Below are 13,382 nucleotides of genomic sequence, written 5' to 3' on the forward strand. Positions count from 1 at the left end.
CGAGGAAGGTGGAACACGTGGCTGACAGCACGCCCACGGGGCTTGACCACTTGGCGCGCGGCGTTGACCATGCGGCATTCCCGACGTTCGACCCCGCAGGCACCGTCCGCTTCTACCACGACATTTTGGGTTTTCCGATCGTGCACTCGGTCTGCGCAGTGGGCTGGGGTCCGGCGGACCACCCGGATTTCGTACACTTCTTCTTCGACATCGGCAAAGGCGATCGAATCGCGTTCTTCTATTACTTCGGGGTAGAGCGGTTCAGTCCCGACGGCGACGCGTACGCCACCCACGGCCGGGAAATTCCTGGGTTCTTCCGAGATTCTCGTCACTTGGCGATCCATGTGGATTCGGTTGACGTCCTCGAGGAATACCAACGCCGTCTGCAGTCCAACGACTGGCATGTCGAAATGCGGGTCAAGCACGAGACGATCGAGTCGATCTACACCCATGACCCCAACGGGTATCTCGTCGAATTCACCTGTCCCACGAGGGCGACCACCGTTGCCGACGATGATGATGCCGAATTGACCGTGCGAGCTTTGCTCGATGTGGTGGCGTCGTCGGAAAAGCCTTCGCTGGCGGCGCTGTGGGCGCGCAAAGCCGAACTTATCCTGGAACACAGCGAGGATGTCTCGCCGGCCGCGGAGCTCATTCGGTGATCCGCCTGTATGTGCTCAACGTGCCCGAATTCAAGCCCGTCATCGACGAGGGTAGCGCCGTCGCCGACCATGCGCGGGTGATCGGCCACTACGTCGAGATCAGCAGTGAAGGCTCGTTGATCATCGACCGAAAGAAAGCGCGTGCGCGACGCGCAGTCTGGTTCAGCGCGATCGGCGCACTGAGCAACGGCAAGGTGACCCAGTTCGACAGCGACCAGCTGCATATCCAGCCGGAGTGACGACCGGCAAGAAATCGATCTGACGAGAGAACAACTTGCACCTCGGCAGCTCTTTGGCAATCAACCGCGATTAGATTTCGGAGGAGTGACATGTCGGTGCCTGTGTTGAAAGGCCTTTCCAACTTTCGGGGACCGGTATATACGCCCGGCGACGAAATGTTCGTGCGATCGCGGGCCATTTACAACACCCGGATGAGCGATCAACAGCCATCGGCTATCGCACGTGCTTTGGACGCCGATGACGTCATCGCCGCCGTGCGATTCGCTGCCGAGCAGGGCCGCGGTCTTGCGATCCGGGCCGGCGGGCACGGGGTGGACGGAAGCGCGATGCCCGACGATGCACTGGTAGTTGACCTCAGTGAGTTCAAGCAGATCTCCGTCGAACCCGACTCGCGTCGGGTGCGACTCGGCGCCGGTGTGCTGCTGGGCGAGATGGATGGAGCGCTCGCCGAATATGGTCTAGTGGTGCCCGCCGGGACGGTGAGCACCACCGGGGTCGCCGGGCTCACAATCGGCGGAGGCGTGGGCTACAACATGCGCGCGCGCGGCGCGACGGTAGACAGCCTTCTCGCATGCGACATCGTCACGACCGACGGTCGCCTAGTACGTGCGAGCGCCGACGAGAATCCGGACTTGTTCTGGGCGGTTCGCGGTGGAGGCGGCAACTTCGGCGTGGTGGTCAACTTCGAGTTCCAGGCCCATCCCATACCCCAGATGGTGTCAGCCGGCATGATCCCGTTCTCGCTGGATCAGGCATCCGAGGTCCTCCAGTCTCTCCGCGAGTATATGCCCACGGCGCCAAGGGAATTGGCGCTGATTGCTGCCCTCACCCAGTGTCCCCCCCTGCCGCCGGTGCCGGTCGAAGCACACGGCACTGACGTTCTGATGTTCGTCGTGGTGTTCACCGGTCCACAAAGCGACTCCGATCGGGTGATGGCACAACTGGCAAGTTTGGGTAGGCCGGCTACCGTTGCTGTGCAACCGGTTCCGTGGCCCGCAGCCAATTCGATGCTCGACGTTATCGCGCCATACGGGCGACGTGTGTACACCAAGGGCGGGTACCTGAGCGAGCTGTCCGACAGTGCGATCGACGCGACCATCAAGCACGCGGGGATCGCCCCTGCTCCCACGGCACCTCCGACGCCCAGCACCGTGCAGAACCTTTGGGCACTCGGCGGTGCGATCAGCGACGACTTCGAGGAAGATTCCTGCGCTTTCTCACGAGAGGGCGCCACCTGGTTCTGGGAAGTGGCGACGCAATGGGATGACCCGTCCGACGACGCCACGTTCATGGCGTGGGCTGACGCCCTCGATGCTGAACTGCGGCCTGAGTTCAGGGATAACTGCTACATCAATCTCACAACCGACCTGGGCTCCGCGTGGCGCAAAGGTGCGTGGGGATCACCCGAGAAATATCGCCGCCTAGTCGATGCGAAGATCAAATGGGATCCGCAGAACATGCTGCGATACAACAAGAATATCGATCCGACCCCAACTAGCGCCGTTTGACCGGCCTTTGATTGCCGTCGCTACAGATAACGCCAACCCCCGCATCGACGCGTCACCGCCTGGTGGATGACGTGGCCAGTCATGGCTACCGGTCAGGGTCGGTGAACACTACGATCGGCGCCGGCTTGGACTCATGGGGTGATTGCAACACTTCGTAGTCAGGGGTGTTGATGACGGGCCAGCCTCAGCTGTTGTCGGTGCGACGTCGGCATTGGGAGTTGACCGCAGCCGGGGTGCCTTCGAAGGGTGCCGGGGAGCGGCGGTGTGTCGGCGACGTGTGGTAGCACGTGGTTTCGCCGGTCTGGTGATGGGAATCCGCGATCGTCAGTACCCCACGGGCAGAAACGGCCGCGGTTGTCGGCTGATGAAACCGCCTGGCTGGGCGCAGTCGATGACCGCGCCCGCTCAGGGCGGCAACCGCTCAGGCGCGTGTTCCCCGCATCGCTGAAACTTTACGAGCGGCCCAGCCCATGCGTCGCCGAGGAAAACGTACCCGATGCCTTGCGATGAGCCCGAGCTAGATCGACCCGGTTAAAGCGTTGCCAGGACGTCGAGCCCGGCCTGAGCGATCGCGACATCGTTTTCCGCCGACTCACCTCCGGCGGCGATTCCACCGACGATGGCGCCGTCGATGACGATCGGCAACCCGCCAGGCAACGCGACGAATGTTTGCGACGCCGTGGCGAGCTGGGCTGAGATTTCGGCCGGCACATCGCCGGTGGGTAGGCCGCTGAACGCGGCAGTGCGTGCTTTTTTCGGCACGACTTCCACGGCCAGCGGGGTGGCGCCGTCCATCAGGACCCAGGCTCGCAACAGACCCGTAGCGTCCACGATGGCCACACCCGACGGCGCCTCGAGCTCGCGCGCCGCGTTGACCGCCGCCTTGAGCATCGCCAGCACCGATCCTTCGGGCAGCAGAGAATTGCTGTTGAATTTCGACACGGGACGGCTCCTTGCTCCTTCGAGTTGAATGAGGTCTGTTCGCCCAGCGACAATGCCGTCGGCGACGATGTCTTGGTGGTCTCGTCGAGCTCGGACGGCGACGACGCTGCCCGTTTCGATGCGGATGCGCTCGGCGACAGCTAACCGATCCACCACATCGGAGCGGGTATCGCCGCCGTGTAACGCGATAACGGTGGCGCCGGACTGCAAGTATTCGCGTGCCAGATCTAGATAGTCTTCGCCGTGCGGCCCCCAGGCATCCCCGGAGTTGACCTCGATCGTCGCGACGCCCGAAGCAGCGTCGTGTCCGGACGGCGGCGGCAATCTGCGGTCGTCAAGCTTGATCGCCTCAGTATGCAGCGGGAGATTCAAAACCCAGTCTGTCAAGTTGGAATCGGGTACATCGTCGACAGGAACGTCCGCGAAGTCCGCAATTGCGTTGGCCGCCAACGCCGGCTCTGTCTTAGCCAGGCTGTCCAGCGACACCACGCCGGCGCGACTGAGATAGGCCACTGCCACGCGCGATGGCGAAAGGTGCAGCCGCTGGGAAAAGGACTCCCACCAGAGTTGGCTGCGTGCCGCTCGCTCTTGCAGGCGCGCGACACTGGGCCGCCGACTGCGACTGAACCCGGCCAGGGCATCAGAGACGGGCTGGCCCTCAACGGTGTCCAGGTAGTCGACAAGGGCGATGGCACTTTCGAGGGCCACCTTGGTGCCCGAGCCCAGCGACGGGTGCACGGTCGCCACCGCGTCACCCAACAGCACGACATTGCGGTAGGACCAACGGTCACATGCCAACGTGGTGAAGTGCGTCCAACGTGAGCGGTTGCCGAAGAAGTGGCCGCCCTTGAGCAACGCGCCGAAGGCCTCCGACAGGTAGTTCAAAGCCTCCTCATCGGAAGAGGATTCCGATTCCCACGTGCGGTTGACGAACCCGGCGCGCTCCAGCGTGTCAACGCTGGCGTCGATGACGAACGTCGAAAGGCCGGGGGCATAGGGGTAGGCATGCGCCACAAAAGTCCCAGCAGACGTCTGCACCGGATGAAAGACTGTGCCGTCCAACTCGATGTCAGCGGCGCACCAGATGAAGGCTCCGCGGCCGTTGGACTGGTGGACGCCCAGCTGCGGCGCGAATCGTGCGCGGGTTGAGCTCGATAGCCCGTCGGCTCCGACGACGATGTCGGCTTCTTCCGTTAGATCGTCGACATGGACGCTCTTGCCGATGTTGACGTCGGCGCCGGCCTCTGCGGCACTTTCGAGCAGTATCCGGAGCAGTTCCGAACGCCTGATGGCACCGCTATGGAATTGCCCGAATTGCGTTGTGCCCTGGGGAAGGCGGAAGCTGGCGGAAGAGAAGGGGAAGGTAGCCGCCATCAAGCGATCAAAGACCACCGGATCGGCTACTTGCACGGCGTGCAACAGAGCCCTGGTCAGACCGACGCCGAATCCGAAAGTATCATCGGGCGGCAGCGTTTCGAAAACCTCGATCGTCCAGTCGGCGTGACGCGAGGCTGCTAATCTGGCGGTTAATGCGCCGGCGGGCCCACCGCCGATGATCTTTACGAGCATGGTGTCTCTATGCCTCCGTCAGAAGATTTGTGCAGGTGATGGGAAGAGGCTTCCGATCAAGCGAAGACCATCAGTCACCGTCGCCGATCACGTTGCGCAACGTGTCGACCCCATCGATCCGAACCTCAACGTGATCGCCGGCCTGCAGGAATGCGCCATTAACTCCGCCTTCGATCGCGGTGCCGGCGGGTGTCCCGGACAGAATCATGTCGCCAGCGCTCAGCGGAACGAATTCGCTGATATAGCTGGCGATTCGGCCAAACGGATGGGCCATCTGCGCGGTGCTGCCCGACTGTCGTAACTCGTCGTTGACATGACAGGTGATCGAAAGATTGTCGACGGGCGGGTAGTTGACGACCATCCAGGGCCCGCAGCTATTCCCGGTGCGGAAGTTCTTAGTCAACGACCAGGTCAAGGGTCCATGGTCAGTTTGTGCAGCGCCGAGGGCTGTGTCGCGGATACTGAAGTCGTTCCATGCTGTATATCCCCAGAAACGAGCGGATAGCTCGTCGCGCGCAGCGCTGCCGAGCACCACGGCCACTTCAGCTTCGTAGTCCAGGTATTTGGTTCCTGCCGGAGGTACGATCGTGTGGTTCGGTCCGACCACCGTGCCGGGAATCACGTAGAACCCCCAGGGCGGCGCATCGTGGGCAGCTGAATTCGTCACGGACTCCGGCAGATTCAGCACTCCGGACATCTTCGAGGCGTGGGCCGGAAAGTTACCGCCCATTGCAAAGATCCGAGAGCCCGGATCGGGCAACGGGGGTTCGAGCTCCAACTCATTCAGGGGTGTCAGCGGGAGATCATGAGTACTGCTGTCCCAGCACCCAAAGGCATGCTCGGCAAGCAACCGAAGCGTCTCGCGCGCCTCGGTCCACCGCTCGATCATCGGCAGCCAGCTCTGCCGCTTGTCATCAAACAAAGCTTGAACCCCGTCGGCGATGTGGGGCTTCGCAGCGCGCAGCGTCTCGCCGGCTGCAGCGATGTCGAGTACCTCGAGGCGCCCATCGGCCTCGAGTATCAGGCCGGTGGCACCACCGTGTGCGCGGACGAGCCTCATCCTCGCTCGCCTCGATCGTCGGCGAACCGTCGGGAGGCGGTCATTGTTCGCCGTCACACAGAGCGCGGAACAGCGCCGCCGGCTCAGCGTTGCCGTGGCCTGCATCACTGAGCCGGTGATAGCGATCTGCGACGATCTGCGACAAATCAGTGGGAGCACCGATTTCTCGGGCGAACGCAATGACCTCGTCGACATCCTTCAATGTCATGTCGACGGTGACAAGTGTTGCGTCGAAGTTACCGGCGGCGATCATTGGGGCGCGGATCTGAAACTGCCCCGAGGTGGCGCCGGGGCTCGCCGAGATGAGTTCGGCGACCTGGCTGAGATCGAGACCGGCACGTTGGGCATACACCATCGCCTCGACGGCGGCCGTGACATGGATGGTCGCCAAGAACTGGGCGACGAACTTGATCTTCGAACCGTTGAATTCGGTCCCGACATAGGTGACCTTGGGGCACATGGCCTGCAGTACCGCTTCGTAACTGAGGTACGCGTCGCGGTCGCCGCTGGCATAGATCATCGCGATCTTCATAGCCACCATCGGTGGCGTACCGCTCACTGGCGCATCGATAAATTGAGAACGCCTGTCGATCAACAGCTTTCGCGCGCCTTGCTTGACATCCAAGGGCAGGGTGCTGCACTCGATGACGGTTGGGACTGCACTGGCTCGAAGAATTCCGTCTGGGCCGTCGATGACGTCCTGAAACGCCGCCGCGGACGGCATGCAGGTCACGATGACGTCGGCGGCTTCGGCCACGTCGCGGGGCGAGCCGTCGCCTGCAACAGCACCGCCGGCGGCAATCAATTCCTCGGATCGGCCGCGCTTGGTGGAGAAGACATGAAACCCGTTGTCAAGCAACCCCTTTGCCAAGGGCAAGCCCAGCCGGCCCACGCCGATGAAACCCACTGTGAGCGCACTCATGTAAAACTCCTCTGATCAAGACCACGACGAAGACCCGCCGCGCCGGTATCAGCTGTCGGTGACTGCAAACGTCTCGTTGAGATCCGCTCCCAGCAACGCATCGGGTGGGGGCGGACCCATCAACTCGGCCGGGGGTGCGCCGGTGTTCCATTCATCGACGGCGTGTGAATCGGCGACCGTCCACGTGCGCGGCACGTAGGTCGGGTCGTGGAGGATGATCTCCTCTTCCACCGAGTATTCGAACCAGTAGCCCTCGGCGTCGCGGAAGTAAAGAGCGATGTTATGTCCCGGACCGTGCCGCAACGGGCCCCATTCAATGCGTACATCGTTGGCTTGCAGAGCTTCGGCGGTGGCGTAAAAGGAATCGACATTCTTCATGCTGAACTGCAAATGGTGCAGCGCAGTGGCCGGCGTCCTCACCAACACCACATCGTGATAGAGATAGCGGCCAGGGGAACGCATGAAGCCCATCACCTGTACTCCGCCAGGACCCATGATGCGGCTGGAGTACAGCTGACCGAGCGTGTCGAGCATGAACGCTTCCTCGGCCTCGAAATCCGCGGCTCCAAGTCCGAGATGATCGGCGACAACGGGTTCGGGCCCGCCGGTCTCAGGTGCCTCGATGAGATGGGCAACCGGAATCGCAGTGCTCACGCCTGTCGTCAACTCGAGACAGTGACCGGCCGGCGTCAAAACCCTGACCGCGGGCGCTCCCTCCCACCCGGCCGATTCAAGTTTGGATACCTTGGCGCCCGTCGCTTCCAAGCGGCTGACCGCTGCGTCCAGTGTCTTGGCATCGTGCACGAGATAGCTCACGTGGTGCAGACCGTGATCGTCGCCGGGTTTGTAGACCAGGGAGTATCGATCGACACCGTGCGCACTGAGATAGTGAGTACCGTCAGGATCGGCGTGGACGAGCGAGAATCCCATCCTTTCGGCCGCGAATGCCGCGGCCGTCTCCGGGTTTTTAGCGTTCAGTGCGATGTAGTTGACACGCTCGATGCCGATCGGTGACAACGCTGCCTCCTGATGTCGGGTTGGTTTCGCGACGCGGCTGCTTGTTCGGTGTTGCCACCAGCCGGCAGGTGTCAGCTTACGGTGACGCCGACTATTTGACAATAGCGTTGGGTGCCCCTAACGTGACTGGCATTACAGCGATTCTCGCGCACAAGAACATCGCCTGGGAGGAATTCTGTGTCCGCAATGACCACCACTGACGAGGCCCTGGAACCGGATACAGAGGAGCAGCTGATCGCCAAGGCTGCGGAGTTGTCCGCGCTGCTCGCCGAGCACGCCGACGAAGCGTCGCAACTGACCCGGCCGGCTGATACGGTCATCGAGGCGCTTCGTGACGCCGGCATGTTCAAGCTGACGACGCCTCGATCACGCGGCGGCTACCAGGTGTCGCTACCGACCTTCATCAGGATCGGCGAAGAGTTGGCGCGCGGGTGTGCATCTACGTCGTGGGTCACCAGCATCTACAACGGCGGCATCTATATGAGCTGCACCTTCCCGGACCGGGCGCTCGACGAGGTGTTCGCCGATGGTGCGCCGTTGATGTGTTCGAACTTCACACCCTCAGGGCAGGCCATTCCCACCGATGGCGGCTATCGCATCACGGCCTCGTGGCGGTTCTGCAGCGGCCAGCATCACGCTGACTGGGGCTTGATGGCCTCGATGATCGTGCGCGACGGTCAAGATCCCGAGCCCGCCACGTTCATCATCCGACGTTCCGACATGGCGGCCGCTGACGACTGGCACGTCAGTGGTCTGCGCGGATCGGGATCCAACACGCTCTCGGTTGAGGATTTGTTCGTTCCTGAGCACATGGTGCAGCCCATCGCGGTTGCAGCCATGGCGGAGACCCGTTCTGAATCGCTGGCCTCCGATAGCTACTTCAAGGTGCCTCATATCCCGTTCTTTACTGCCGGAGCCACCGGTGCCCCACTCGGAATGGCGAGGGCGGCAATGGATTTGTTCGCATCGCGAATTCACAAGCGTGGTATCACGTACACGACTTACGCCAAGCAGTCCGACGCGGTGGTGACGCATCTGCAGATGGATGAAGCGATCATGAAGATCGACGAGGCGCGCTTCCATGCCGAGCGGGCCGTCGAGACCGCCTTGAAGGTCTCTGAGAACCTCGCCGATGTGGCGAGCCGGGTGCGAATCCGGTCCGATGCAGCCTGGTGCTTTCGCCGCAGCCGTGAGGCGATCGAGGTCATCCGCCAAGCCGCCGGCGCAAGCGCTCTGACCCTGTCGAATCCGATGGGCCGCATCGTGGATGACATCGAAGCGCTCACGGTCCACTCGTTCCTCGTCTTCAGCACAAATGCCGAACTGCACGGCCGGGTCCGCTGCGGACTGGCTCCGGACGTGCCGTTCTTCTGATCTGTCGGGCTCACCGATCACCGCCGTCGCAGCGAGGAGCGAATTCCGCGTGTCTATGTCAGACCGGGGCCCTGATAGCTCGTCTCTGTTGACACGGAGCTCATTCCGAGTGGTGATGGCCGACACCGACGCGGCGCAGGTTATCTACTTCGGAGCCCCGCTGCTATGGGCCGAGCGGCTGGTTTCCACCTGGCTCGCCGACGTGGGCTGCGGAACCTTTGACGCGCTGGCCAACGGGTATGGTCTGCCCGCCGTGCGGTGCGAAATGGAATACGCGTCAGCGCTGCGGCTCGATGATCGAGTGCAGGCCACATTGTCGGTCGACACGCTCTCCGAGCGATCGGTCACCTTTCGTTCCGAATTCACCAAGGTCGGCGAAACGAGCCCGGCGGTGATCGTGCGTGTGAAGCAGGTTCAGGCCGCTGCCGATGGGTCCGGTCTCCGATCGGTCCGCCTGCTTCCCAAATTAGCTGAAGCACTGAGCAACACGGCAACACGGACGTAATAGCAGCACTAGGTAGGGACAGATGACTCAAACCACCACCGGGCATGCGCCGGCACCGGCCGGCTATCAACCCTCGGGCAGGGGCCGCGCGGCGCTCGCGATCGACTTTTGGCCCGCACGCCTCCCCGATGGCGTATCCGCGCGTTCGGAAACCCTGATTACCTTCGACGGCGAAGTCACCCGCGGAACGCTGTATCAACCGAATGCACGCGCACACACCGTGTTCTGCCTGATGCATCCACGTCAAGACCTTCGTCAACACCCGCTGATCCCCGAGTTACTGAGATCGGGGAGTGCGGTATGGGCACAGGTGGGGCGTGATGTCGGCAACGATCTGCGGCTTGTGCACGAAAACGCGTTACTCGACGTGGCCGCTGCGATGGAGTGGCTGCGGCGGGAAGGCTTTGAACACATCTTCCTGATCGGCCATTCGGGAGGCGGCGGCCTCTACTCGTTCTACGCTGAACAAGCAGAAGCGCAACCGGATTCGCGAATCTCACGTACCCCGGGCGGCGCGCCAACGAAGCTCGGGGATGCGCCGATGCCTGCACCCGACGGCCTGGTGCTCATCGCTCCGCATCCGGGCCAAGGCAAACTCCTGCAAGCGGCCATCGACCCATCGGTTACCGACGAAGCCGATCCTTTCTCGGTCGATCCGAGCCTGGATCCCTTCGATCCTGCCAATGGCTTTGGAACCGCTGAAGAGGGCGGCTCACAGTATTCGGAGGCTTTTGTTATCGCCTACCGGGACGCGCAGGCAGAGCGGGTTGCCCGCATCGACGCGCGGGCGCGCGAACTGATTGCCGAGCAGCTATCGGCCCGCAAGAAGATCAAGGCCGGTACCGCTACTCGCGCGGATAAGCGCCGCAGCATCCTCACCCCGGTCATCACCACCTACCGCACCGACGCGGACCTCCGCTGTACGGACCTGCGGCTGGACAAATCCGAGCGGCCCTACGGTTCGGTGATCAGCGCCAAGCCGTCAGTGTCAAATTACGGCGTCAACGGGTTCGGCCGGCTGACCACACCCGAGGCGTGGCTGTCGACATGGTCTGGTCTGTCGGCCAACGCATCGGTGGCCCGCTCCCTGGCGGGTGTATCCGTGCCAGTGCTCATCATCGAGTTCACCGGTGACTGCTCGGTGTTCCCCAGCGACATCAGCGAGGCGATGGCGAGCGCAGCGTCCGCTGACGTAACCCATCATCCGATTCGCGCCGACCACTTCGGTCGACCGCTCGCGGATGGTGAGCCTGACGGTATGCCGTTGGCGGGACACAAGATAACCACTTGGGTCAGCGAACGGGCTTCGCGATGATCGGGACCGAAGACGTGGACATCGCGGACAAGGTAACTCCCTATCCTGATTCGTTGGCTGCGCGCTATCGGGCAGCCGGGTTCTGGAGGTCTCGGACGCTGTGTCAGGAGTTGCAGGAGTCTGTCGAACGCTTTTCCGATCGGCTCGCTGTGGTCGATCCCGGTGTCAGCTTGACCTACGCCGAGCTGGGAGATCTCACCGATCGGATTGCGACCGGCTTGCTTCAGGCGGGTCTGAAGCCCGGCGAGCGTGTCTTGTTTCAGACGACCAATCACGTCTGGGCCGTGCTGGGCTGGTACGGCGTGCTGAAAGCCGGCCTCGTTCCGGTTGCGACGCTGGCCCAGCATCGTTGGCACGAAATCAGTGCGATCGCCGGGCAGTGTACGCCGGCCGCGCACCTGTACGAGCCCGGGTTCGCCGGTCATGATTTGCGCAGCCTCGCAACAGAAATCGCACACGCACAACCGAGCCTGCGCATCAAGCTCACGGTCGGAACGACCGCACCTGCCGCGGACGAACTTTCGATCGAATCGCTGGCCGAAGCCAACGAATCTACGGCTCAGCAGCGACGTCTCACCATAGAGCAGGTGCAACGCCAACTCTCCCCGGAGAGTCTGGCGGTGCTACAACTCTCCGGCGGAACAACGAGTGTGCCCAAACTCATTCCGCGCCTGAGCACCGAGTACTGGTACAACGCCGCTCAGTGGGGCGACGCGATGAACATGGACTCGACCAGCGTTGCCGTGCATCTGCTTCCGTTGATCCACAATGCCGGCATCGTGTGTGCCCTTCACGCGGCACATTCAGTCGGGGCGTGTTTTGCCACCAGCCCGCCGGATACCGCGGCCTTCTTGCGGTTGGCGTCGACTGTAACTATCACCCACATGCTGATGACGCGACCGATCGCGCGTGTCATCGAGGCTGATACACGGCTGCGGGCGGCCCTGGCGGAGCTGCGCACGGTCGCCTGGGCTGACCGCTCAGTGCCCAGCGCAGTGATCGACGAGTACGAGACCGGAGCGTGCAAGGTCGTCCAGATGTTCGGTATGGGCGAGGGCCTGTGCATGTTCTCCCCACGCGACGCATCGGCGGAGATCCGGCACGGTACACAGGGAACCCCAATCTCTCCCGGGGACGAGGTGCGGGTACTCGAACCCGGCAGTGAGCGACAGGTACCGCCGGGAACATCGGGGGAGCTGTGCGCCAGAGGTCCATACACCATTCGCGGTTATTTCGCTGCCCCGGAACGCAACGCCGAAGCCTTCACTTCCGACGGCTTCTACCGTACGGGCGACATCGTCACAGAGATTCTCGACGGCGACAAGTCTTACTACCGACTCGAGGACCGGATAAAGGACCTGATCAATCGCGGTGGCGAGAAGATCAATGCCGAAGAGGTCGAGCTGTTACTACTCCGGCACGAGGGGATCGAGCGTGCGGCACTGGTGGCGATGCCCGACTCGCGTTTAGGCGAGCGGGCCTGCGCCTTCGTGGTTTTACGTCAGGGATCCGAGGCCATCGAGCTCGAGACCGTAAAGCAATTCCTTTCGGATCAAGGCGTGGCAAAGTTCAAATGGCCTGAGCGCCTTGAGATCCGAACGGAACTCCCGCTGACCAATATCCACAAAGTCAATAAGGCGATTCTTCGCGAAGAGATCGCGACATTGCTCGCCGACGAGGGTAATCGTCGATGAAATGGGTCACGCGCCAGACGGTGCACCTCGATCGTGTCGCCTCACCGTGGCTCATCAAACGCTTCGTGGATCCGGAGGCGCAATTTCTCTTTGTCGATGCCGACGGGCCCTGGCCCGAAGACGCCACACCGTTCGCACTTCCGGGCGCAGCGTTGGGGATGCATGATCACGACGGCACGACTTTCGACAAGATTCTGCGCGCCTACGGCCTGCAATCACCGGTCCTGGCGGATATGGCCGCTGTCATTCGCGCGGGCGTGCACCATGTCCTGCAAGAAGATCAGGGCGATACCCCGGACTCGGTGATCCAACTGGGCGTTGCGTGGGCTCTCTTATCGGAGGGCCTTATGCTTCAGCGCGGCGACGACCAAGCGATCATCGATGCGTCGATGGAGGCATACGACGCACTTTTCGCCGCGTTGTGGGCTCGTCGACTCGACGCCAGGAGCGGTCGAGAAGTCTTCTGGGAACGTATGGCCTCGCTCAGATCGCAGTGGCAGCAGGAGTCTCCACTGTCTTCCGGGCAAGCTTGACGGCCGGCCGATCACGAACCGCACCGGTGCTGGCGGCCCTT

General features: G+C 62.5%; 12 protein-coding genes. 8 read left to right on the forward strand and 4 right to left on the reverse strand.

Annotated features, from left to right (window positions below):
• Positions 1-8: 8 nt before the first annotated feature.
• The 3 genes from W7S_RS08120 (at position 9) to W7S_RS08130 (ending at position 2,410) form a co-directional block, all read left to right on the forward strand.
• Positions 9-662, forward strand: a complete 654-nt coding sequence (locus tag W7S_RS08120) for a VOC family protein (RefSeq protein WP_014711183.1) — start codon at positions 9-11, stop codon at positions 660-662.
• A 20-nt stretch (positions 663-682) separates the two neighbouring features.
• Positions 683-901, forward strand: coding sequence for a glyoxalase (locus W7S_RS08125; protein WP_238535830.1), 219 nt, complete (start codon positions 683-685; stop codon positions 899-901).
• Between the two features lie 90 nt (positions 902-991).
• Positions 992-2,410 carry an FAD-binding oxidoreductase gene (locus W7S_RS08130; RefSeq protein WP_014711185.1) on the forward strand — a complete coding sequence of 473 codons (1,419 nt, stop codon included), beginning with the start codon at positions 992-994 and terminating at the stop codon, positions 2,408-2,410.
• Positions 2,411-2,941: 531 nt separating this feature from the next.
• Here the strand turns inward: W7S_RS08130 and W7S_RS08135 are convergent.
• The 4 genes from W7S_RS08135 to W7S_RS08150 all read right to left on the reverse strand — a co-directional run bounded on the left by W7S_RS08135 (position 2,942) and on the right by W7S_RS08150 (position 7,920).
• Complete coding sequence (locus W7S_RS08135) at positions 2,942-4,921, reverse strand: heme-binding protein (protein WP_014711186.1); 1,980 nt, start codon at positions 4,919-4,921, stop codon at positions 2,942-2,944.
• 70 nt (positions 4,922-4,991) lie between these two features.
• Positions 4,992-5,981 carry a fumarylacetoacetate hydrolase family protein gene (locus W7S_RS08140; protein WP_014711187.1) on the reverse strand — a complete coding sequence of 330 codons (990 nt, stop codon included), beginning with the start codon at positions 5,979-5,981 and terminating at the stop codon, positions 4,992-4,994.
• 40 nt (positions 5,982-6,021) lie between these two features.
• Entirely contained in the window at positions 6,022-6,903 is an 882-nt protein-coding gene (locus W7S_RS08145) for an NAD(P)-dependent oxidoreductase (protein ID WP_041297802.1), read from the reverse strand.
• Between the two features lie 48 nt (positions 6,904-6,951).
• A complete protein-coding gene (locus W7S_RS08150; RefSeq protein ID WP_014711189.1) occupies positions 6,952-7,920 on the reverse strand; it encodes a VOC family protein in 969 nt (322 codons plus the stop codon).
• A gap of 186 nt (positions 7,921-8,106) precedes the next feature.
• Between W7S_RS08150 and W7S_RS08155 the strand changes: the two genes are divergently transcribed.
• From W7S_RS08155 to W7S_RS08175, 5 genes are all read left to right on the forward strand, one after another.
• Complete coding sequence (locus W7S_RS08155; protein ID WP_014711190.1) at positions 8,107-9,294, forward strand: acyl-CoA dehydrogenase family protein; 1,188 nt, start codon at positions 8,107-8,109, stop codon at positions 9,292-9,294.
• Between the two features lie 115 nt (positions 9,295-9,409).
• Positions 9,410-9,799 (forward strand): thioesterase family protein, encoded by a 390-nt coding sequence (locus tag W7S_RS08160; protein ID WP_148277766.1) that lies wholly within the window; start codon positions 9,410-9,412, stop codon positions 9,797-9,799.
• A 22-nt stretch (positions 9,800-9,821) separates the two neighbouring features.
• A complete protein-coding gene (locus tag W7S_RS08165) occupies positions 9,822-11,114 on the forward strand; it encodes an alpha/beta hydrolase (protein WP_014711192.1) in 1,293 nt (430 codons plus the stop codon).
• Positions 11,087-12,808, forward strand: a complete 1,722-nt coding sequence (locus W7S_RS08170; protein WP_081490080.1) for an AMP-binding protein — start codon at positions 11,087-11,089, stop codon at positions 12,806-12,808. Before W7S_RS08165 ends, W7S_RS08170 begins: the two co-directional genes overlap by 28 nt.
• The gene (locus W7S_RS08175) at positions 12,805-13,341 is read left to right on the forward strand and encodes a chromate resistance protein ChrB domain-containing protein (protein WP_014711194.1); all 537 of its coding nucleotides are present in this window, start codon (positions 12,805-12,807) and stop codon (positions 13,339-13,341) included. The genes W7S_RS08170 and W7S_RS08175 overlap by 4 nt, the downstream gene beginning before the upstream one ends.
• Positions 13,342-13,382: the final 41 nt, after the last annotated feature.

This window comes from Mycobacterium sp. MOTT36Y, assembly GCF_000262165.1.
Classification (GTDB): Bacteria; Actinomycetota; Actinomycetes; order Mycobacteriales; family Mycobacteriaceae; genus Mycobacterium; species Mycobacterium intracellulare.